The 20,394-nt window shown below is 74.3% G+C and carries 23 protein-coding genes; 9 read left to right on the plus strand and 14 right to left on the minus strand.

Going from position 1 to position 20,394, the window contains the following annotated elements:
• Window positions 1-10: 10 nt before the first annotated feature.
• Both RMN57_RS17595 and hemL read right to left on the minus strand, forming a co-directional pair.
• On the minus strand, window positions 11-658 hold the full coding sequence (locus RMN57_RS17595) for a histidine phosphatase family protein (RefSeq protein ID WP_313767868.1): 648 nt from the start codon (window positions 656-658) through the stop codon (window positions 11-13).
• A gap of 94 nt (window positions 659-752) precedes the next feature.
• Window positions 753-2,081: a glutamate-1-semialdehyde 2,1-aminomutase gene (gene hemL, locus RMN57_RS17600; RefSeq protein ID WP_313764309.1), complete on the minus strand. Its 1,329-nt coding sequence runs from the start codon at window positions 2,079-2,081 to the stop codon at window positions 753-755.
• A gap of 304 nt (window positions 2,082-2,385) precedes the next feature.
• On the opposite strand from hemL, the gene RMN57_RS17605 reads away from it, so the two are divergent.
• Window positions 2,386-3,015, plus strand: coding sequence for a hypothetical protein (locus tag RMN57_RS17605; protein WP_238863704.1), 630 nt, complete (start codon window positions 2,386-2,388; stop codon window positions 3,013-3,015).
• A 108-nt stretch (window positions 3,016-3,123) separates the two neighbouring features.
• Here the strand turns inward: RMN57_RS17605 and RMN57_RS17610 are convergent, their stop codons facing one another.
• From RMN57_RS17610 to RMN57_RS17625, 4 genes are all read right to left on the minus strand, one after another.
• Complete coding sequence (locus RMN57_RS17610; protein WP_313764310.1) at window positions 3,124-3,612, minus strand: MarR family transcriptional regulator; 489 nt, start codon at window positions 3,610-3,612, stop codon at window positions 3,124-3,126.
• A gap of 106 nt (window positions 3,613-3,718) precedes the next feature.
• Window positions 3,719-4,990: a hypothetical protein gene (locus RMN57_RS17615; protein ID WP_313764311.1), complete on the minus strand. Its 1,272-nt coding sequence runs from the start codon at window positions 4,988-4,990 to the stop codon at window positions 3,719-3,721.
• Window positions 4,991-5,083: 93 nt separating this feature from the next.
• Window positions 5,084-6,457 carry an ATP-grasp domain-containing protein gene (locus RMN57_RS17620; protein ID WP_313764312.1) on the minus strand — a complete coding sequence of 458 codons (1,374 nt, stop codon included), beginning with the start codon at window positions 6,455-6,457 and terminating at the stop codon, window positions 5,084-5,086.
• A gap of 438 nt (window positions 6,458-6,895) precedes the next feature.
• Complete coding sequence (locus RMN57_RS17625) at window positions 6,896-7,135, minus strand: chaplin (protein ID WP_313764313.1); 240 nt, start codon at window positions 7,133-7,135, stop codon at window positions 6,896-6,898.
• 278 nt (window positions 7,136-7,413) lie between these two features.
• Here RMN57_RS17625 and RMN57_RS17630 point away from each other — a divergent pair, with 278 nt between their 5' ends.
• The 4 genes from RMN57_RS17630 (at window position 7,414) to RMN57_RS17645 (ending at window position 9,094) form a co-directional block, all read left to right on the plus strand.
• Window positions 7,414-7,665 (plus strand): chaplin, encoded by a 252-nt coding sequence (locus RMN57_RS17630; RefSeq protein WP_313764314.1) that lies wholly within the window; start codon window positions 7,414-7,416, stop codon window positions 7,663-7,665.
• Between the two features lie 312 nt (window positions 7,666-7,977).
• Window positions 7,978-8,220 (plus strand): chaplin, encoded by a 243-nt coding sequence (locus RMN57_RS17635; RefSeq protein ID WP_313764315.1) that lies wholly within the window; start codon window positions 7,978-7,980, stop codon window positions 8,218-8,220.
• Between the two features lie 110 nt (window positions 8,221-8,330).
• Window positions 8,331-8,603: a chaplin gene (locus RMN57_RS17640; RefSeq protein ID WP_313764316.1), complete on the plus strand. Its 273-nt coding sequence runs from the start codon at window positions 8,331-8,333 to the stop codon at window positions 8,601-8,603.
• A 119-nt stretch (window positions 8,604-8,722) separates the two neighbouring features.
• A complete protein-coding gene (locus RMN57_RS17645; protein WP_313764317.1) occupies window positions 8,723-9,094 on the plus strand; it encodes a hypothetical protein in 372 nt (123 codons plus the stop codon).
• A 136-nt stretch (window positions 9,095-9,230) separates the two neighbouring features.
• Here the strand turns inward: RMN57_RS17645 and RMN57_RS17650 are convergent, their stop codons facing one another.
• A complete protein-coding gene (locus tag RMN57_RS17650; RefSeq protein ID WP_313764318.1) occupies window positions 9,231-9,893 on the minus strand; it encodes a hypothetical protein in 663 nt (220 codons plus the stop codon).
• A 300-nt stretch (window positions 9,894-10,193) separates the two neighbouring features.
• Here RMN57_RS17650 and RMN57_RS17655 point away from each other — a divergent pair, with 300 nt between their 5' ends.
• The 3 genes from RMN57_RS17655 to RMN57_RS17665 all read left to right on the plus strand — a co-directional run bounded on the left by RMN57_RS17655 (window position 10,194) and on the right by RMN57_RS17665 (window position 11,438).
• Entirely contained in the window at window positions 10,194-10,538 is a 345-nt protein-coding gene (locus RMN57_RS17655) for a rodlet layer protein (protein ID WP_313764319.1), read from the plus strand.
• 76 nt (window positions 10,539-10,614) lie between these two features.
• Window positions 10,615-10,959, plus strand: coding sequence for a rodlet layer protein (locus tag RMN57_RS17660; RefSeq protein WP_209417134.1), 345 nt, complete (start codon window positions 10,615-10,617; stop codon window positions 10,957-10,959).
• A 221-nt stretch (window positions 10,960-11,180) separates the two neighbouring features.
• Complete coding sequence (locus tag RMN57_RS17665; RefSeq protein ID WP_238863692.1) at window positions 11,181-11,438, plus strand: hypothetical protein; 258 nt, start codon at window positions 11,181-11,183, stop codon at window positions 11,436-11,438.
• A gap of 92 nt (window positions 11,439-11,530) precedes the next feature.
• On the opposite strand, the gene hemB is transcribed toward RMN57_RS17665, so the two are convergent.
• The 7 genes from hemB to RMN57_RS17700 all read right to left on the minus strand — a co-directional run bounded on the left by hemB (window position 11,531) and on the right by RMN57_RS17700 (window position 19,063).
• Entirely contained in the window at window positions 11,531-12,508 is a 978-nt protein-coding gene (gene hemB, locus RMN57_RS17670; protein WP_313764320.1) for a porphobilinogen synthase, read from the minus strand.
• An 86-nt stretch (window positions 12,509-12,594) separates the two neighbouring features.
• Complete coding sequence (locus RMN57_RS17675; RefSeq protein ID WP_313764321.1) at window positions 12,595-14,262, minus strand: uroporphyrinogen-III synthase; 1,668 nt, start codon at window positions 14,260-14,262, stop codon at window positions 12,595-12,597.
• Entirely contained in the window at window positions 14,259-15,269 is a 1,011-nt protein-coding gene (gene hemC, locus RMN57_RS17680; RefSeq protein ID WP_313764322.1) for a hydroxymethylbilane synthase, read from the minus strand. Before hemC ends, RMN57_RS17675 begins: the two co-directional genes overlap by 4 nt.
• Before the next feature lie 41 nt (window positions 15,270-15,310).
• Window positions 15,311-16,645 carry a glutamyl-tRNA reductase gene (locus RMN57_RS17685; protein WP_313764323.1) on the minus strand — a complete coding sequence of 445 codons (1,335 nt, stop codon included), beginning with the start codon at window positions 16,643-16,645 and terminating at the stop codon, window positions 15,311-15,313.
• Between the two features lie 31 nt (window positions 16,646-16,676).
• Window positions 16,677-17,573 (minus strand): redox-sensing transcriptional repressor Rex, encoded by an 897-nt coding sequence (locus RMN57_RS17690; RefSeq protein ID WP_313764324.1) that lies wholly within the window; start codon window positions 17,571-17,573, stop codon window positions 16,677-16,679.
• A 101-nt stretch (window positions 17,574-17,674) separates the two neighbouring features.
• Window positions 17,675-18,610 (minus strand): 3'-5' exonuclease, encoded by a 936-nt coding sequence (locus RMN57_RS17695; RefSeq protein WP_313764325.1) that lies wholly within the window; start codon window positions 18,608-18,610, stop codon window positions 17,675-17,677.
• 168 nt (window positions 18,611-18,778) lie between these two features.
• Complete coding sequence (locus tag RMN57_RS17700; protein WP_238863686.1) at window positions 18,779-19,063, minus strand: glutaredoxin family protein; 285 nt, start codon at window positions 19,061-19,063, stop codon at window positions 18,779-18,781.
• Between the two features lie 141 nt (window positions 19,064-19,204).
• Between RMN57_RS17700 and RMN57_RS17705 the strand changes: the two genes are divergently transcribed.
• Window positions 19,205-20,251 carry an HAD-IB family hydrolase gene (locus RMN57_RS17705; protein WP_313764326.1) on the plus strand — a complete coding sequence of 349 codons (1,047 nt, stop codon included), beginning with the start codon at window positions 19,205-19,207 and terminating at the stop codon, window positions 20,249-20,251.
• Window positions 20,252-20,394: the final 143 nt, after the last annotated feature.

A 20,394-nucleotide genomic window follows, 5' to 3' on the forward strand; every position in this document is an offset into this window, starting at 1 on the left:
CGGTCGCCGCTCAGGCGCCGAAGCTCTTGCCCACCGGCTTGCTCTTGCCGCCCTTGCCGACCAGGTGCGCGGGCAGCAGGTCGCGGGCCGGCTCGCGGTAGCCGACCGAGACGATCCGGTCGCCCTCGAAGGTGAAGCTGGTCAGGGAGGCCAGCGAGCACTGCCGGTTGCGCGGGTCGTGCCAGAGCCGGCGGCGCTCCACGAAGGAGCGGACGGTCCAGATCGGCAGCTGGTGGCTGACGCAGACCGCCTCGTGCCCGCGCGCGGCGTCCCGGGCGGCGGCCAGCGCGCCCATCATCCGCACCGCCTGCTCGACGTACGGCTCGCCCCAGGAGGGCTTGAACGGGTTGGTGAGGTACTTCCAGTAGCCCGGGTTCCTCAGGGAGCCGTCGCCGACCCCGAAGGTCTTGCCCTGGAAGATGTTGTCCGCCTCGATCAGCCGCTCGTCGACCGCCAGGTCCAGGCCGTGCGACTTGGCGATCGGCTCGGCGGTCTCCTGCGCCCGCTCCAGCGGGGACGCCACCACGTGGGTGATGTCCCGGTCGGCGAGGTCCTCGGCCACCCGGTCGGCCATCCGCCGGCCCAGCTCGGAGAGCCGGTAGCCGGGCAGGCGGCCGTACAGGATGCCCTCGGGGTTGTGCACCTCGCCGTGCCGCATCAGGTGCACGACGGTGATGTCCTTGGCGCTCACTTCTCAGTTCTCCTGGGACTTCGTAGGGTCCGGGCCTGTCCGGCAGGCCCGCAGGCCGTGGCTAGGCCGTGGCCTCGGCGGCCGCGCGGGCGGCGGCCGGCAGGGCGGCGGCGATCCGCTCGACCGCCCGGTTGTCGTGGGCCGCCGAGACGAACCACGACTCGTAGGCGGACGGCGGCAGGTAGACGCCCTGGCTGAGCATCGAGTGGAAGAAGGCGTTGAACCGGAACGCCTCCTGGGTCCTGGCCTCGTCGTAGTTGGTGACCGCGGCCTCGGTGAAGAACACCGAGAACATGTTCCCGGCGGTCTGCAGCCGGTGCACCACGCCTTCCTTGGCCAGCGCGTCCGACACCAGGGTGCCGACCTCGGCGGCCACCTTGTCCACCGTGGCGTAGGCCTCGTCGGTGCAGCCGCGCAGCTGGGCCAGGCCGGCCGCGGTGGCGATCGGGTTCCCGGAGAGGGTGCCAGCCTGGTAGACCGGGCCGGCCGGGGCCAGGTGGCCCATCACGTCGGCGCGGCCACCGAAGGCCGCCGCCGGGAAGCCGCCGCCCATGACCTTGCCGAAGGTCAGGAGGTCCGGCGCCCAGCCCTCGTGCGCCGCCTCCAGGCCGTACCAGCCGGCCTTGGAGACGCGGAAGCCGGTCATCACCTCGTCCGAGATGAACAGCGCGCCGTTCTCCCGGCAGAGCCGGGCCAGGCCGCCGTTGAAGCCGGGCAGCGGCGGGACGACGCCCATGTTGCCGGGCGAGGCCTCGGTGATCACGCAGGCGATCTCGCCCGGGTGGGCCCGGAAGGCCTGCTCGACGGCGGCCAGGTCGTTGTAGGGCAGCACGATGGTGTCGCCGGCCTGGGCGCCGGTGACGCCCGGGGTGTCCGGCAGACCGAAGGTCGCCACGCCGGAACCGGCGGCGGCCAGCAGCGCGTCCACGTGACCGTGGTAGCAGCCGGCGAACTTCACGACCTTCGCCCGGCCGGTGAACCCGCGGGCCAGCCGGATCGCGGACATGGTCGCCTCGGTGCCGGAGGAGACCAGGCGGACCTGCTCGACCGGGGCGACCCGGGCGACGATCTCCTCCGCCAGCTCGACCTCGCCCTGGCCGGGCGTACCGAAGGAGGTGCCGCGCGAGACGGCCTGCTGGACGGCGTCGATCACGGCCGGGTGCGCGTGGCCGAGGATCATCGGGCCCCACGAGCACACCAGGTCGACGTACTCGCGGCCGTCGGCGTCGGTGAGGTAGGGGCCGGTGCCGGACACCATGAAGCGCGGCGTGCCGCCGACCGCGCGGAAGGCGCGCACCGGGGAGTTGACGCCGCCGGGCGTGACGACCGAGGCCCGCTCGAAGAGCGACTGGGACTGGGGTGCTTCGTAGGGGTAGCTCACGGGAGACATGGTCTCAAATCGTGTCCTTCACCTCTGCATGTCGGACCTCATCATCTGGAACGATGATCCGGGCGAGGAATTCTGTACGGTTATCCGTACAACGGAGCCCCTGACTGCTCCGGTTGCACGGACCAGTCAGACTATGTACTCAGGCTTTCGCCGCGGGGGGTTTCAGGCCTCCCGCGGGTGCAGAGGTGTTGAGAGGACTGCCGCGTGCCCGGACTGGGTACGGCGGCGCATGACGGGTAAGGAGCACGTCCGGAGGGACGCCGGGCGTGCGGGGGTCTGTCGATTCCGGCGAATTCCGGTGAGGATGGTCCGAGTGTCCGAGGCGCAGGACGGCTACGACGAGGCGGCGGGTGGCTCCCGCAGGCCCGCCGAGGCCGCACGCGGGGGTACGGGAGCGGGTACGGGTCGTGGCGGTCGTGGCGGTGAGAGGCGGGGTGAGGGACGCGTGGGGGTGACCTACAAGTACTTCGGCGCACCCGACCGCGCCACCGCGGCCAGAGTCCCCACCGCCCTCGGCCCCGGCGGGCTCGGCCTGGACGCGGGCGAGCTCGGCTCGCTCGGGCGGCTCGGCGACCTGATGGAGACCAGCGGCTCCCCCAACGGCCACCTCTCCACCAAGATCAAGCCGGAGACCATGAGCGCCATGGTCCTCACCGGCATCCAGGGCGTGCCGCTGCACCAGGTCCCGCCGCTGGAGCTGGTCGTGCTGCACCCCGACTACGCCGTCGTGCAACTCCCGCACAACGTCGTCGAACCGCTGCGCAAGGCCGACGAGACCGAGCTCGGCGCGGCGGCGTTCATCTGGTCGACCGTCCCCGACCGGCGCGGCCCCCGGGACGCCTTCGTGATCTACAGCATGCTGCACGAGTGGCAGGACTTCGCCAACCGCCTGCACGACGCGGGCCACCAGCTGTACTGCCTCGTCTGGCCCTGACCGGTCCGCCCCGTGCCCGCCCCGGTCGTGGCACCGGGAGCGGGACCGGCCCGGCGGGCCCTGCGCCGCCCGGCCGGGTCCGGAGGAGGGCGCCCGGACCGCGGGTGCTCAGCTCCGGGAGCGGCGGGCCCGCCGGATCGTCCGCTCGCTCTCCACCGGCTCCGCCAGCGGCCCCTCCACCAGTCGCGACAGCGCCGAGACGAAGACCGCCCGCTCCGCGTCCGGCAGCGACTCCAGCACCTCCCGGTGGACCCGGTCGGCGATCTCGGTGCCGCGCTCGACGGCCCGCTCCCCCGCCTCGGTCACCGAGACGATCCGGGCCCGGCGGTCGGTGGCCGACGGCCGGCGCTCGGCCAGACCGGCCCGCTCCAGCTCGTCGACGGTGACGACCATGGTGGTCTTGTCCAGGTCGGCCAGCTCGGCCAGCTGGATCTGGGTGCGCTCGGCCTCCATCGCGTGGAACAGCACGGAGTACGCGCGCGGGGTGATCCCGAGCCCGGTGAAGGCGGCCGCCATCCGGGTCGCCAGCACGTGGCTGGCGTGGTCGAGCAGACCGGAGACGTCGCGGAACTGGCGCGCGGGGCGACTGGTCGTCATACGCACGAGCGTAGCAACACCGTCTATCGGCAGATGATCCCGTGACCAACCATCTCCGCCGGGTCGGTCACGGGGTGCGGCCGCAGCGTGCAGTTACGGGGAGCGGTTACGGGATGCCCAGCTCGAACAGCGCGTACCCGGCGTACCAGCCGGCCGCCACCGCCGGCACCGCGAACAGGCCCGCCAGGGTGGGCGGCCGCAGCCGGCGCAGCGCGATCGCGAGACCGACGAAGAGCGGGAAGGCCGGCAGCAGGTAACGCGAGATGTTGCCGAAGATCTGGTTGCTGCTCAGCGCGGTGAAGACGGTCAGCAGCGTGTAGACCACCAGCACCAGCGGCGGCCGGGTGCGCAGCAGCAGGACCAGCAGGCCGGGCAGGAGGATCAGCAGCGCCACCGCGATGAGGTCCGGCACCGGGTTGGACTGCCAGAAGTCCCAGTGCCCGGTGATCACGTCCAGGAAGGTGCGGGAGGTGGAGGCGCCCCAGTCGAAGTAGCGGTTCCAGGCGCCGCGCTGCAGCTTGAAGTAGCCGCCCCAGTCGCCCATCCGGTAGCCGACCCAGGCGACGTACCAGAGCAGGCCCCACGGGGTGATCAGCATCGCGGTCAGCGGGCGGGCGATGCCGTCCGTCCGCCGGACCAGCGCCACCAGCGCCGAGATCGAGACGGCCGCTATCACGGCCGCGGCGGTCGGGCGGTTGAGGCCGGCCGCGAGGGCGAGCGCCCCGGCCGCCAGCCAGCGGTGCGTCATCACGCAGTAGCAGGCCCAGGCGGAGATCGCCACGAAGAGCGAGTCCGAGTAGACCGCCCACTCCACCCCCGAACCCGGGAAGAGGCCCCAGATCACCGCGGCGATCACCCCGGCCCGGAAGCCGCCGAGCCGCTCGGCGACGGCGAAGATGCCGGCCGCGGCGACGAAGGAGGCCAGCACCGAGACCAGGATCCCGGAGCCGTAGGGGCCGAGTCCGGTGACGGCGCCGACCAGGCGCATCAGCCACGGGTAGAGCGGGAAGAACGCGGCCGAGTTCTCGTAGTAGCTGGCCAGCGGGTAGCCGTGCAGCGGGATCAGCTGCGGGTCGTAGCCGTTCTCGGCGATCCGCTGGTACCAGATGCCGTCCCAGGTGCCGAGCACGTCCCACGGCTGGGCGCCGCCGCCGCGGCCGACGTCCTTCTTCAGGAAGTCCCCGGTGTGCGAGAGCAGCAGCATGAAGACCGTCAGGCCGGTCGCCTTCACGACCGCGTACGCGCCGAGCGCGGGCGCGAAGCGGTCCACGGCGGCGGAGAACCGGCCCTGCCGCTCGGCTCCCCCGGACCGCTCGGCGCGGTCGTCCGGCTCCGCGCTCGACGGCTCCGTACTCGATGTGCTCGATGCCGTGGTCATCGCTCTGGACTCCCCGCCCCCGCTCGTGATCGGCGCGACCACGAACGGGCGGCCGCCGGGCGAGCCTACGGCACCGGGGTCCGGCGGTACGCGTCAACCTTCCGTGCCGGGCTCCCCGAAGGAGTAGAGCCGGTGCAGCGCCTCGACCAGGGCGCGGCCCCGCGTCGTGAGGGCGCGGCCGTCCGGGGCGGTGAGCGAGCGGCGGGCGACCAACCTGGCCAGCACCGCGCCCGGGTGCAGCACGGTGCCCGCCGGGGGCAGGTTGACCAGCACGGTCTCCTCGGGGCCGCACTCCAGCAGCCCGGCGGCGTCGCCGCGGCGGACCAGCGCGCCCTCGTGCAGCGCGTACGCCCCCGCCCGCGGCACCCCGACGGCGCGGGCCCGGCCGCCGGTGTGGCGGACGGTCAGCTGCACGCCGGACGCCGGGTCCGGGTCGGGCTTGCCCAGGGTGGGCACGCCGTGCCGCTCCAGCACGTGCCGCAGCTGGGTCGGGAGCCGCCCGTCCGGCCGCTCCAGCTCGATCTCGCCGAGCAGCCAGGTGGAGCCCTGCATCCGGCAGTTGATCTCCAGGGCCAGCGCGCGGTCGCCGTCGAGGACGAAGTCGGCGCCGAAGACGCCCCGGTAGCCGAGGCCGGCCAGGCCCCAGCCGATCCGCTCGGTGGCCTCCAGACACCGGCTCAGGGCGCGCGGGGAGAGCCGTTCCGGGGCCTCGAAGTCGCAGCCGGAGTACTGGCCGAAGCCGGCGCCCGCCTCGGCGACCCCGATCAGCTGCAGCGAGGGCCGCAGCACCTGCGGCAGGCCGTCCAGCCCGACGAAGCCGTGCACGTTGAGCGCGGTGTCGCCGACGTACTCGCTGACCAGCCAGCGCTCGCGTTCGGGCAGCACGGCGGCGTCGTCGGCGGCCCGGACGAGGTGGGTGCCGTTGCCCGCGGAGCCGCGCGGCGACTGGGCGACGTAGAGCGGGCCGAAGCGGTCGCGGAGCACCCGGTGGTCGGGCCGGCCGGACACCACGGTGCTGGCCGGGGCCTTCACGCCGAGGTGCTCGAACCAGGCGCGCATGGCGACCTTGTCCACCAGGACGTCGGAGTCGGCGGTGGGCGGCGGCACCAGCAGCCGGGCACCGGTGGCCGCCACGGCGGCGGTCCACAGCTCGCGCTGGCTGCCGTAGCCGGCCAGCCGCAGCTCGCGGCCGCGCCAGCGCGAGCCGACCAGGCCGGGCAGCCGGCCGGCCACGCCGTCCAGCCCCGGCCCGCCCGGCCCGCCGTCGCGGGTGCCGGACCACTCCTCCTGTGCGTGCAGCTCCACCCCGAACCGCGCGCCCCAGCCGGCGTCCGCCGCCTCGCTGGAGAGCAGCGCGGCCAGGGCACCGGTGCGGAGCAGTGGCAGCAGGTACAGCGGACGGGAGACGATCCCGAGGTGTGCGCCCGGGCGAAGCACCCGCCCGGCGTCCTCCAGAGTGGCGATCACCCGATGGATTATGCACCCGGGACGCCACCCGGGATTCCCGCCAAGGCATCTGCACCACAGGCGATCTGACGATGCCTTAGAATCCGCCGCCGACAGTCCGCGGGGCCGGGAGTCCGGGTTCCGCAGGTGGCGGCGGCCGGAGGTCGGCCGCGCAGGTGGACGATGCCGAGCCCGGTCGGCTGCCAGAGCCGGCCGGGGGCGCCGGTGTCGACGGCCGGCTCGACCGGCGGGCTGCCCCCGGCGTCGAGGCGGCCGCTCGCGGTGGTGCACAGGCCCGGGATGCCGATCCGGGAGTCGCGGCCGCTGCGGACCCGCCCGGAGCCACGACGCCTTGCGGCGAGCGGGACGACACGCCGCGCACAAAGCGGAGAGCCGCCACCCCGCACCCCAGGAGGGAAGCGCGGGGCGGCGGCTCGCGCCAGCCGAACCGGGCGCAGATCAGCCCGCGTTGAGGCAGTGGTTGCCGAACGCGGGGTTCAGCAGACCGATCACGTTGATGGTGTTGCCGCACAGGTTGACCGGGACGTGCACCGGAACCTGGATCTGGTTGCCGGAGATGACACCGGGGGAACCCGCGGCGACACCCTCGGCGCCCGAGCTGGCCATCGCGGTGCCGGCACCGGCCGCCACGATGCCTACCACGGCGGCACCGACGGCGGCCGTCTTCTTGATGCTCATAGGAGCCTCCTGACTCATCGACAGATATGCACGGGGAGTGCGACATCTAGAACGACACCCGCCCGACCCGGTTGCGACGACCCGCCGTTTGTCACCCAACTGGCCCAACGGGGCGACCGCCAGGCATTCGGGTGATCACAGGACCCGACCGTTTCCCCCCGGGCCCGTCCTCGTTCTCCCTGTCGGAACACGCTCCACCCCGCTCCACCCCGCTCCACCAGGCTCCACCCGCTCCACCGAGCTCGACCCGGGCTCCCTAGACGAATCGAGTACCGCACATGCGCAAGCTCGCCCACGGCGCCCTCGGCACCGCGGCCACCGCCGCCCTGCTGGTCGCCGGTGCCGGTGCCGCCTCCGCCCACCACGCCCACGGCGCCTCGGCCGAGGGTGTCGCGGCCGGCTCGCCCGGCGTGGTCTCGGGCAACGAGGTCCAGGTGCCGCTGCACGTCCCGGTGAACCTGTGCGGCAACTCGATCGACGTGATCGGCGCCCTGAACCCGGCGTTCGGCAACCACTGCACCAGCGCCTGACCCAGCTCGACCGGCGATCCGGCCCACTACCGGTCCGCCCTCGAACCCGGGAGATCCGCCGCCGGTCCGAGCCCGTCCGGAATTGCTCCCGGTCGTGCGTCTGCACGAATTGCCCCCGGCCGTGCGGGAACAATTCGCGACGCCCGGTGCCGCGGCCGCGTCCGTCGTCCAAGCCACGGGCGACACGCGCCACTTGGTCCGCCAGAGTGACAATCACGGCATTCCCAGAAGCCAGCGGGCGATGATTTCCTTTCGCCCGGCTCCCGACTATTTCCAATTTCGGTCGGGCAGAAAACGGAGGAAGAACCCAACATGCGTAACCTCAAGAAGGCCGCCGCCCTGTCCCTCGCCACCGCCGGCCTGGTCGTCGGTGCGGCCGGCGGCGCGTTCGCCAGCTCCGGCGCCGAGGGCGTCGCCGCCGGCTCCCCCGGTGTGCTCTCCGGCAACCAGATCCAGATCCCGGTGCACATCCCGGTCAACGTCTGCGGCAACTCCATCGGGATCGTCAGCATCCTGAACCCGGCGTTCGGCAACCACTGCACCAACATCGGCTGACCCGGCGGTCGCCGAACCGGCGACAGCCGACTCACCGAGTCCGTGCCGCACCCCGCCACCGGCGGGGTGCGGCCCGCTCAACCCGTGTGTGATCGAGGAGATCAACCCCAATGCAGAACGTGAAGAAGGCCGCCGTCCTCTCCGCCGCCGCTGCCGGCCTGGTGCTGGGCGCCGCGGGTTCCGCCGCCGCCAGCTCCGGCGCCGAAGGCGTCGCCGCCGGCTCCCCCGGTGTGCTCTCCGGCAACCAGCTCCAGGTGCCGGTGCACATCCCCGTCAACCTGTGCGGCAACTCCGTCGACGTGATCGGCGCCCTCAACCCGGCGTTCGGCAACAGCTGCGCCAACGTGGAGGCGCACCCGCACCACGACGCGGACGACTGCTGATCCCCGGTCGGCACGCGTTTCGGCCGAACTGCCCCCCGACCAGCCGGCCGGGGGGCAGTTCGGCATCCCCGGGCGCAGTCCGGACGCCCGGCGACCCGAACCCCGAAGGGTGATTCCGCATGGTTTCGAAGAAGAGCGGGGCCGGCCTCGCCGCCGCCCTGGGCGCCGCGATGCTGCTCGGCGCCGGCGCGGGAACGGCGCACGCGGCGCCGGCCGAGGGCGGCGCCAGCCTGGCCAAGACCGACGTCGCCAAGGCGCTGGGCGGCACGACCGCCGGCCTCGGCTACGGCATCGCACCGGTCAAGGACCTGCGCCTTGACCCGTGGGCCAACTCCTCGGCCGACGTGCTCAACAACGGCGCCACCGTCCAGCCGGACAACTCCGGCCTGGCGCCGGTCTCCACCGGGACGCTGACCGGGCCGCTGAGCGCCGGCGGCGGGCCGCGGGACCTCCCGGTCGTCGGGCAGCTGCTCGGCGCCCTGCCGGGCTGAGCCCACGGGCGCACGTGCGGGAGCCCGGCACCCGTTCCGGTGGAGGGGGTGCCGGGCTCCCGTGCTGCCGGGGCGTGCCCGGGCCGTCGGCGCCGGGGGCGGCTCGGCGCCGGGGGCCGCGCCCGCGGCGGTCGGCTCAGAGCTGGGCGAGCCCGGCCAGGCCGGTCTGCTGCACCACGCCGGTGGTGGTCGCCGTGGTGGTCTCGGCGAGGTTCCCCACCGAGTCCGTGACGGAGATCCGCTCGTCCTCGTTGCCCAGGGTCGCCTTGGCGCCCGGCACCGCCTGCACCGCGCCGGTGATCAGCCTCGGGTCGACCTCGTCCACCTTGAGCGCCCCGGCGGCCAGCTGGCCGGTGCCGTCCTGGGCCAGCGCGAGCGGCTTGCCGAGGCCGACGCCGGGGGTGTCGGCGTGCAGCGGTGCGGCCGGCGCGTCCAGCAGCAGCTCGCCGAGGTCGGCGCCCCGGTCCACCAGCGGCAGCGGCAGCTCCGCCTTGGCGCTCGGGCCCACCTTGCCGGTGCCGAGCGCGGGCACCAGCCGGTCCGGCAGCAGCGCGTCGCCGGTGGTGGTGGTACGGCCGGGCACCGGCGGCATCACCAGGGAGGTCGGGATACCCCCGGAGATCCGGCTGTCCAGCGGAGCCAGCGGCACGTCGAGCGGGACCTGCTGGGTGCCCAGCCGGTCCTCCAGAGCCCCGACATGGTCGGGGTTGACCGCGGCGGCGGAGGCCGCCCCGGGGGACGCGAGCACGCCCGCACCGACCGCCAGCAGCATCGCGCCGGCCCGCTTGGAGAACTTCATGCTTTTCACCGTTCTGCCTGTCCGTACTGGAGACCTGGGGGGTCGGCTGCGCGGGCGCAGCCGGAAAGCAATCTGCCTCAACGATCCACCCGGAGCCCGGATTGCGGGCGTTAACCGGTTCGGCCTAATAATCCGACCGGAAACCCCCGGCCGTCGCGCCTCCCGGGGTGTTTTCAAAATTCCGCGTAACCTTCCGTGCCGTCATTCTTTGATCTGAACGTCAGTGACCGCAGACCGGGTCTGAGCGTTGTACGCGTTGTACGCACGGAAACCAAGAGCTTTTCAGAGAGGGATCTCCCCATGATCCAGAAGTCCTTCGCCGCCGCCGGCCTGGCCGTCGCCGCGCTGGCCGCCGCCGCGGCGCCGGCCTCGGCCATCGCGGACTCGGACGGCTCCGCCGCGTCCCTCCAGGGCAACGGCGGCACCAACTTCACCGGCACCGTCGGTGACAACAGCCCGAACTTCCACTTCCTGGACAACGCGAACGTCTGCCTCCCGGAGATCCACAACATCGCCGTCGGCGTGCTCGGCGTGGCCGTCCCGGTCGAGGTCCCGATCGCCAACAGCGGTGGCAAGCAGTACTGCACCCAGGGTCAGGGCACCCAGAGCAAGGGCGACTCCGGCGTCTCCCACCTGATCGGCTGACCCCCACCAGCTGCGCCACCCCCCGAACCACCCTTCGAATCGCTCCCCGATTCACCCCTCGAGAGGAAACCCAGAAATGATCAAGAAGACCCTCGCCGCCGCCGGCCTGGCCGCCGCCGCCATCGCGATGTCGGCCGGCTCGGCTTCCGCCATCGCCGACTCGGACGGCTCGGCCGTCTCCGCCCAGGGCAACGGCGGCACCAACCAGACCGGCACCCACGGCAACGGCAGCCCGAACTTCCACACCCTGGACAACCCGAACATCTGCCTGCCCGAGGTGCACAACATCGCGGTCGCCGTCATCGGTGTCGCGGTCCCGGTCGAGGTTCCGGTTCTCAACAGCACCCCGAAGCAGATCTGCAACGTCGGCCAGAACACCCAGTCCTCGGGCGACGCGGGTGTCTCGCACCTGATCGGCTGATCCAGGGGCATGGCGCGGTCGGAGGGCCCGGGGACGTGTCCCCGGGCCCTCCGGGCTTTGGTGCGATCAACTGTCCGGCCGGACCGTCCCGAACGGGCGCGGACCGGCCGGGTGACAGGCCGTCGGGATCGGCGCGTGGGGTGCCGCGGCCGACGGCAGCGTGTGTTCACGTGACCAGTGAGAGTGCTCCGACCGAGCACTCCGAACGAGAGGGCAGATCCATGAAGAGCAAGCTGGGCAAGGTCGCACTGACCGCCTTCGGCGCGCTGGCGCTGGCGGGCGTCGCCACCCCGGCGTTCGCGCACGTCGGCCTGGTCGGCGGCGGCGAGTTCGTCGCGTCGGCCGACCCGGTCTTCGCGGCCGGCGAGTGGTGGGGCCTCGCCCACACCTCGAACATCCACACCGGCGCCCACGGCTGGGGCGCGGCCACCTCCACCGACGCGGTCGGCGGCGAGGAGGGCTTCGCCCACGTCGGCTGACGCCGGGCGAACGACGGAGGCCGGGTCCCGCGGCGGGACCCGGCCTCCGTCGTGCCCCGAGCCTTGCCTTCGGGCGAGCGGGCGAGTAGCAGCTAGAGCATCCGGGCGGCTTCGAGGGCCCAGTAGGTGAGGATCTGCTGGGCGCCGGCGCGGCGGATCGAGGTCAGCGTCTCCAGGATCATCCGCTCCCGGTCGATCCAGCCGTTGGCCGCGGCGGCCTCGACCATCGCGTACTCGCCGGAGACCTGGTACGCCGCCACCGGCACCGGCGAGGCGTCGGCCACCTGGCGCAGGATGTCCAGGTAGGCCATGGCCGGCTTGACCATGACCAGGTCCGCGCCCTCGGCGAGGTCCTGCTCCAGCTCGCGCAGCGCCTCCCGGGCGTTGGCCGGGTCCTGCTGGTAGGTCTTGCGGTCGCCCTTCAGCGAGGAGCCGACCGCCTCGCGGAACGGGCCGTAGAACGCCGAGGCGTACTTGGCGGTGTAGGCGAGGATGCCCACGTCCTGGTGCCCCGCCTCGTCCAGCGCCCGGCGGACGACGGCGATCTGGCCGTCCATCATCCCGGACGGGCCGACTAGGTGGACGCCGGCGTCGGCCTGCACCCGGGCCATCTCGGCGTAGCGCTCCAGCGTCGCGTCGTTGTCCACGCTGCCGTCGGCGGCCAGCACGCCGCAGTGGCCGTGGTCGGTGTACTCGTCCAGGCAGAGGTCGGACATCACCACCAGGGCGTCGCCGACCTCGGAGACCACGTCGCGGATCGCCTGCTGCAGGATGCCGTCCGGGTTGGTGCCCTCGCTGCCCACCGCGTCCTGCACCGCCGGGACGCCGAACAGCATGACCCCGCCCAGGCCGGCCTCGGCGGCCTCGACCGCGGCCTTGCGAAGGGTGTCGCGGGTGTGCTGGACCACGCCGGGCATCGACGTCACCGGCACCGGCTCGCTGACGCCCTCGCGGACGAACAGCGGCAGGATCAGCTCCGCCGGGTGCAGCCGGGTCTCGGCGACCAGCCGGCGCATCGCCGGGCTCTGGCGCAGCCGGCGGGGGCGAACGTACGGGAATTCAGCGGACACGGCTTCTCTCTCCGAACGGTTGTGCAGTCCCCGGGGGCGGCGGGTGGGCCGCCCCCGGTCTGGGTGCTCTTCGGCCGGCCGGGGCCTCAGCGGGCCTTGCGGCGCGAGCCGGGACGGCGCTCGCTGGGCCGGTAGACGGGCTCGCCGGCCGCGGTGGCGGTGTCGCGGCGCTTGGCCCCGAAGTCTGCCAGCGCCTGGGCCAGCGCGGCCGCCGACGGGGCCGGGGCCATCACGTCGACCCGCAGGCCGTGCTCCTCGGCGGTCTTGGCGGTGGCCGGGCCGATGCAGGCGATCACGGTCACGTTGTGCGGCTTGCCCGCGATGCCGACCAGGTTCCGCACGGTCGAGGACGAGGTGAAGAGCACCGCGTCGAAGCCGCCGCCCTTGATCGCCTCACGGGTCTCGGCCGGCGGCGGCGAGGCGCGCACCGTCCGGTACGCCGTCACGTCGTCGACCTCCCAGCCCAGCTCGACCAGGCCGGCCACCAGGGTCTCGGTGGCGATGTCGGCGCGCGGCAGCAGCACCCGGTCGATCGGGTCGAACACCGGGTCGTACGGCGGCCAGTCCTCCAGCAGGCCGGCCGCGGACTGCTCGCCGGAGGGCACCAGGTCCGGCTTCACGCCGAAGTCGACCAGCGCCTGTGCGGTGGTCTCGCCGACCGCGGCGACCTTGATCCCGGCGAACGCCCGGGCGTCCAGGCCGTACTCCTCGAACTTCTCCCGGACGGCCCGCACCGCGTTCACCGAGGTGAAGGCGATCCACTCGTAGCGGCCGGTGACCAGGCCCTTGATCGCCCGCTCCATCTGCTGCGGGGTGCGCGGCGGCTCGACCGCGATGGTCGGCACCTCCTGCGGCACCGCGCCGTACGAGCGGAGCTGCTCGGAGAGGCCGGTGGCCTGCTCCTTGGTCCGCGGCACCAGCACGTTCCAGCCGAACAGCGGCTTGGTCTCGAACCAGGAGTGCGACGCGCGGTGGGCGACCTGCTCACCGACCACGGCTATCACCGAGGTGGCCGGGTCCACCGGGGCGGAGACCGGGGAGGGCAGCACCCGGGCCGCCTTCAGGTCGGCCGCGATGGTGGCCAGCGTGGCGGTGAAGGTCCGCTGCCGGGTGGTGGTGCCGGAGAGCGTCGCGCTGAGCGCGGAGTCCGGCTTGCGGCCGTTGGAGACCAGCGCGTTGGCGGTGGCCGGCAGCTGGCCCAGCGTGGTGCGGACCACCAGGGTGGTCTCCGGCGCGCCCAGGTCGACCGGGCTGCCGGCGAGCAGCGCGCCGCCGTCCACGAACCGGACGTCGGCACCGCCGGTGCCGCGCAGCGGCACACCCGCGTAGGCCGGTACGCCGACCGACTGGGCGACGCCCGGGATCACCTCGAAGGCGATGCCGTCGCCGGCGCAGCTGAGCATCTCCTCGGCGGCGCAGCCGTCCAGGCCGGGGTCGCCGTCGACGGTGCGGACCACGTGCTTGCCGTTGCGGACGGCCTCGGCGACCAGCTTGGCCAGGTCGAAGTCGGCGCCCTCGGCGGTGGGGGTGTGCACCTGCACGCCGGCCGGACAGTGGCTGCGCACGGCGGCCGCGGTCAGCGGGTCGGCGACCAGGACGTCGGCCGAGGCCAGCACCTCGACCGCACGCAGGGTCAGCAGGCCCGGGTCCCCGGGGCCCGCGCCCAGGAAGGTGCACCGGCCGGCGGCGGCCGGTGCCCCCGGGAACGGGCTGTCCGCCGGGTACGGGGTGTCGGTGGCGGTCGTGGGGCTCATCGGGCTCGCTCCCCCATGAGGGCGGCCGCGCCCGCGTCGAGCAGCCGGGCGGCAAGGGCGTGGCCGAGGGCCGCCGCCTGCTGCTCGGCGGTCTCGTCGAGGACGATCGGACCGTGGGCGGACATCTTCAGCAGGGTGGCGCCGTCGGCGGTGCCGACCACGCCCTCCAGCCGCAGTTCGTGCTGGTGGCCCCAGGTGGCCAGGCCGGCGACCGGTGCGGAGCAGCCGGCCTCCAGGGCGGCCAGCAGGGCGCGCTCGGCGGCCACCGCGACCCGGGTGGGGGCGTGGTCGAGGGCGGCGAGCGCGGCGGCCAGCGCGGGGGCGGCGGTGGTGCACTCGATGGCGAGCGCGCCCTGGCCGGGGGCCGGGATCATCAGTTCCGGGTCGAGGTGCTCGGTGACCTCGGCCGCACGGCCGAGCCGGTTCAGGCCGGCGGTGGCCAGCACCACCGCGTCCAGCTCGCCGGAGGCGACGTAGCCGATCCGGGTGTCCACGTTGCCGCGGATCGCGACCGTCTCGATCTGGGCGCCCCGGGCGCGGGCCCAGGCGTTCAGCTGGGCCATCCGGCGCGGCGAGCCGGTGCCGATCCGGGCGGCGCGGCCGGCGCCGGCCAGCTTCTCGGCCAGCTCCTCCAGGGTCAGGCCCTCGCACGCCACCAGGGCGTCGCGGACGTCCTCGCGCTCGGGCACCGCGGCCAGCACCAGGCCCGCGGGCTCGGCGGTGGGCAGGTCCTTCAGCGAGTGCACGGCGAAGTCGATCCGGCCCTCCAGGAGCGCGTCGCGCAGGGCGGAGACGAACACGCCGGTGCCGCCGATCTGCGCCAGCGCCTCCCGGGAGGTGTCGCCGTAGGTGGTGATCTCCACCAGCTCGACGGGGCGCCCGGTGAGCCGGGTCACCTCGCGGGCGACCATGCCCGACTGGGCCATGGCGAGCGCACTGCGCCGGGTGCCGAGCCGCAGCGGAGCGGTGTCGGCCGGAGCCTGGTCGGTGAGCGGTTGACCATTCATGAGGTGATCGTCCCGGTGGTACTCGTGGGATGGCTGACGGTTCATCTGGCGCCCCCGCCCGGGGGCTGGGTGCCGATCGGGGTGCCGGAGACCGCGTGCACGGCCGCCGGGTCGAGGTCGAACAGCTCACGCAGGGCGTCCGCGTAGGAGGCCCCGCCGGGCTCGGCGGCCAGCTGCTTCACCCGCACGGTCGGCGCGTGCAGCAGCTTGTCGACGACCCGGCGGACGGTCTGGGTGATCTCGGCGCGGGAGCGGTCGTCCAGGCCGGGCAGCCGGGAGTCTAGGCGCCCCAGCTCGGCGGCGACCACCTCGGAGGCCATCGCCCGCAGGGCGACCACGGTCGGCGCGATCCGGGCGGCCCGCTGGGCGGCGCCGAAGGCCGCGACCTCGTCGGCCACGATCTCGGAGACCGCGTCGACGTCCCCGGCGCCGGGGCTGGCGGCGTGGGCGTGCGAGAGGCTCTCCAGGTCGACCAGGAGTGCGCCCGGCAGCTCGTGCACCGCGTGGTCGACGTCGCGCGGCATGGCGAGGTCGAGCAGGGCGAGCGGGGCGGCGGCCGTGCGGCTCGCGACGGCGGCCGCCACGTCCTCGGCCCTGATCACCACGCCGGCCGCGCCGGTGCAGGAGATCACCAGGTCGACGTCGGCCATGGCCTCGGGCACCTTGGCGAGCTCGACGGTGCGCGCGACGTCGGCGCCGAGGATCTCGACCAGGCGCTCGGCGCGCTCCGGGGTCCGGTTGGCGATCAGCAGGTCGGTCACGCCGGAGCGGACCAGGGTGGCGGCGGCCAGCGAGCTCATCGAGCCGGCGCCGACCACCAGGGCCCGCTTGCCCGCGATCTCGCCCGCGCCGGCCGCGACCTGCTCCAGGCCGAAGGTCACCAGCGACTGCCCGGCCTTGTCGATGCCGGTCTCGCTGTGCGCGCGCTTGCCGACCCGCAGCGCCTGCTGGAAGAGCTCGTTCAGGCCGCGGCCGGCGGTGTGCTCGTCCTGCGCCGTGGCCAGCGCGTCGCGCAGCTGGCCGAGGATCTGGCCCTCGCCGACCACCATCGAGTCCAGGCCGCAGGCCACCGAGAAGAGGTGGTGGACGGCGCGGTCCTCGTAGTGCACGTAGAGGTGGGAGGTCAGCTCCTCCAGGTCCACCCCGCTGTGGTGGGCCAGCAGCAGCGACAGCTCGGCGACGCCGGCGTGGAACTTGTCCACGTCCGCGTAGAGCTCGATCCGGTTGCAGGTGTTCAGCAGCGCCGCCTCGGCGACGGTCGCGGTGGCCGAGGCGTCGTGCAGCAGCCGGGTCGGGGCCTCACCGGTCAGGGCGGCGCGCTCCAGCACGCCGACCGGGGCGGTGCGATGGCTCAGTCCAACGACGAGAAGACTCACGCCCGCCCCCAGGTGCCACGGATCTCGGTGCTCATGCCGGCATCACCGCGGAGAGCTCGCCCTCGCCGCCCTTGCCGGGCTTGGTCGTCCCCGCCTCGCCGTCCTTGGCCGCGGGCTCGGCCGCGCGGGCCTTGCCGTTGCCGCCGCCGGCGGCCCGGCGCAGCTTGGCCGCGGCCGCGCGGACCGGGCCGGGGGCGCGGTCGAGCACGGACTCGGTGCGGTCCGGCTCGTCGCCGGCCTTGCGCTGCTCGTGGAAGGCCAGGATCTGCAGCTCGATGGAGAGGTCCACCTTGCGCACGTCCACGCCGTCCGGGACGGTCAGCACGGTCGGGGCGAAGTTCAGGATGCTGGTGACGCCGGCCTCGACCAGCCGGTCGCAGACCTGCTGGGCGGCGCCCGGCGGGGTGGTGATCACGCCGATCGAGACGTGCTGGCTCTCCACGATGGACTCCAGTTCGTCCATGTGGCGCACCGGGAGGCCCGCTGCGCTGGTGCCGACCACGGACGGGTCGGCGTCCAGCAGGGCGGCCACCCGGAAACCGCGGGAGGCGAACCCGCCGTAGTTGGCGAGCGCGTGGCCGAGGTTCCCGATGCCGACGATGACGACCGGCCAGTCCTGGGTCAGGCCCAGCTCACGGGAGATCTGGTAGACGAGGTACTCGACGTCGTAGCCGACACCGCGGGTGCCGTAGGAGCCGAGGTAGGAGAAGTCCTTGCGCAGCTTCGCGGAGTTCACGCCCGCGGCGGCCGCCAGCTCCTCCGAGGAGACGGTCGGCACCGAGCGCTCGGAGAGCGCGGTGAGGGCCCGCAGGTAGAGGGGCAGGCGGGCGACGGTCGCCTCCGGGATGCCCCGGGCACGCGAGGGTCGGCGCGCGGCGCCCTGGTCGGGCGTCTGCGAACTGCTCTGTGGTGATCGGCCGATTGCCACGGTGCTCCTGTGGGTGAAGCTGGGCTTTGGCAGCCAGGCTATGTGTTTGTGAACGTGTGCACAAAGATGGTGTCCGATTTGTCCCCGCACAGTGATGCGCATCACGCCGACGACCCCATAGCACCGGTCCCTTCCCGGACCTCCGCCGGGGGCCGCGCGCGGGGCGGCCGGAGGCCGTACGCGGGCCCGCGCGGGGGCCCCGCCGGCGGCCCGCACGGCTGGTCGAAGGACCGGCCGGAAGGCTGGTCGAAGGGCTGGTCGAAGGACCGGCCGAAGGGCTGGTCGAAGGACCGGCCGAAGGGCTCGTCGGAGGGCCGGCCGGAGGGCTCGTCGGAGGTCGGCCCGGAGGACTGCGCCGGGAGGCCGGGCAGCGGGTCGCGCCGGACCAGCAGCACCGGCTCGCCGGACTGGCGCGAGCGCGCCCGGCCCAGCCGCGGCCACGGCACCCGCGCCGCCTCGCGCAGCGGCACCGCCCAGTCGTCCGGCGGGCAGGACGCCGCCCCCAGGCAGTGCCGGAGCAGGTCGGCGGTGGCCCGGGCGTCGCCCAGGGCGGTGTGCGCCGGGAACCGGCCGAGCCCGGCCGCCTCGACGCAGGCCGCGAGCCCGAAGCCGCGGGCCTCCGGCAGGTGGTCGCGGGCCAGCCGCATGGTGCAGAGCAGCGGGACCGGCGGCAGCGGCACCCCGATCCGGGCGAACTCGCGGTCGAGGAAGGCGTGGTCGCAGGTGACGTGGTGCCCCACCAGCACCCGCCCGGCCAGCAGCTCCAGCAGCTGCGGGGCTATCTCGCGGAACCGGGGCGCGCCCTCGACGTCGGCCTGGGCGATCCGGTGCACATGGGTCGGGCCGACCGGGCCCAGCGGGTCCAGCAGGGTGCAGAACTCGGCCTCCGGGCGCAGCCGCCCGTCCAGCAGCACGACGGCCACCTCGACCACCCGGTGCCGCCACGGGCTGCGGCCGGTCGCCTCCACGTCCACCACCGCGAAGCCCCCGGCCCCGGACGGGGCGAGGGGCGTCCCTGGTGTCGGGCCGGGAAGCATGGCGGCACTCCTCGTGTGCTCAGCCCCCCATGGGCGCAAACGCGTTCGATCGTAAGCCGACGAACACCGGGCGCCCCAGACCGTGCACGCGATTCTTCACAACGATTCGGCGAACCGCCCCCGCCGGTCGGCGGGGGTCGACGGTACCGCTCGCGCTCCCGGCCGGGCCTACGCCCCGAGGGCGGACCGCAGCCGGCGCTCGTCGACCCGCCAGAAGTCGTGCTGGCGGCCGTCGACCAGGGTCACCGGGATCTGCTCCCAGTACTTGCGGTACAGCTCCTCGTCCTGCGTGATGTCCTTCTCCTCGAAGGCCGCCCCCAGCTCCCCGGTCACCCGGACGATCACCTCCCGGGCGTCGTCGCACAGGTGGCAGCCCGGCTTGCCGACCAGGGTCACGGTCCGGTCGGACGGCTTCGGGCTCGGGTTCTTGTCACGTCGCAGCAGAGGACTCACCCCGCCATTGTGCGCCCGTTTACACCCGCGCCGGCGTCGCCCGGACTGCTCCCGGCGGCCGCGGACGGGCAGCGCGCTGTTCACCCCTCGGGCACGCCGCCGTCACGGCCCCTCCGCGCCCGGCTGGCTATGCTCGGTGCCATGGCCGTGCTCCGAAGGCTCACCCAGGCAAGGCGCCCCACCAGCGCGCGGACCGCCCTGGCGGGCGAGGCCGCGGCCGAGGCCGCGGAGGCCGCGCTGAAGGCCGACCCGGGCGCCCCGCCGACCGCCCGGCGGACCGCACGCGCCGAGCAGAGCACCCCGACCCGGGACGCCGCACCCGGACGGGCCGACGCGCCCGAGCGGACCGACGCGCCCGAGCGGGCCGGCAAGGCCCCCAAGGCACCCGCCGGGAACCACACGCCCGAGCCGGACGACCCGCGCGCCGCCGCCTTCTTCGACTGCGACAACACCATCCTGCGCGGCGCCGCGATCTTCTACCTGGGCGTCGGCCTCTACCGCCACGGCCTCCTCACCCGCCGCGACATCGCCCGGTTCGCCTGGCAGCAGGCCTGGTTCCGGCTGCACGGCGCCGAGGACCCGGACCACATGGCCGACGCCCAGCACACCGCGCTCGGCCTGGTCGCCGGCAAACGGACCGCCGACCTCGAAGCGCTCTGCGAGGAGGTCTTCGAGCAGGTCGTCGCGGACAAGATCTGGCCCGGCACCCGCGCCCTGGTCCAGATGCACCTGGACGCCGGCCAGCGGGTCTGGCTGGTGACGGCCGCCCCGCTGGAGGTGGCCCGGATCATCGCCCGGCGGCTCGGCATGACCGGCGCGCTCGGCACCGTCGCCGAGGCCCGCGACGGCGCCTACACCGGCCGGCTGGTCGGCGACCTGCTGCACGGGCCCGCCAAGGCCGCGGCCGTCCGGTCGCTGGCCCGCCGCGAGCGGCTCGACCTGGACCGCTGCGCCGCCTACAGCGACTCGGCCAACGACATCCCGATGCTCTCGCTGGTCGGCCACCCGTACGTGGTGAACCCGGACGGCGCGCTGCGCCGGCACGCCCGGGCGCAGGGCTGGCGGGTGCGGGACTTCCGGACCGGACGCAAGGCGGCCCGGGTGGGCCTGCCGGCGGCGGCCGCGCTCGGCGTGGCCGCGGGCGCGGCGGCGGCCGGGGTCGCGCTGCACCGCCGGCACCGCGGCTGACACCGCGACGGGCGTTCACCGGGCGACCCCGGGCGGCCCCCGGGCCGCCGCCGGGGGGCCCGCCGACCGCGGCGGCCGGCGTCCCCTGCCCGGGTGACTGCCCGTCAATCCGCACGCTGACCAGCCCGCTCGTACGGGCGAAC

This window comes from Kitasatospora sp. CM 4170, assembly GCF_032110285.1.
Lineage (GTDB): Bacteria > Actinomycetota > Actinomycetes > Streptomycetales > Streptomycetaceae > Kitasatospora > Kitasatospora aburaviensis.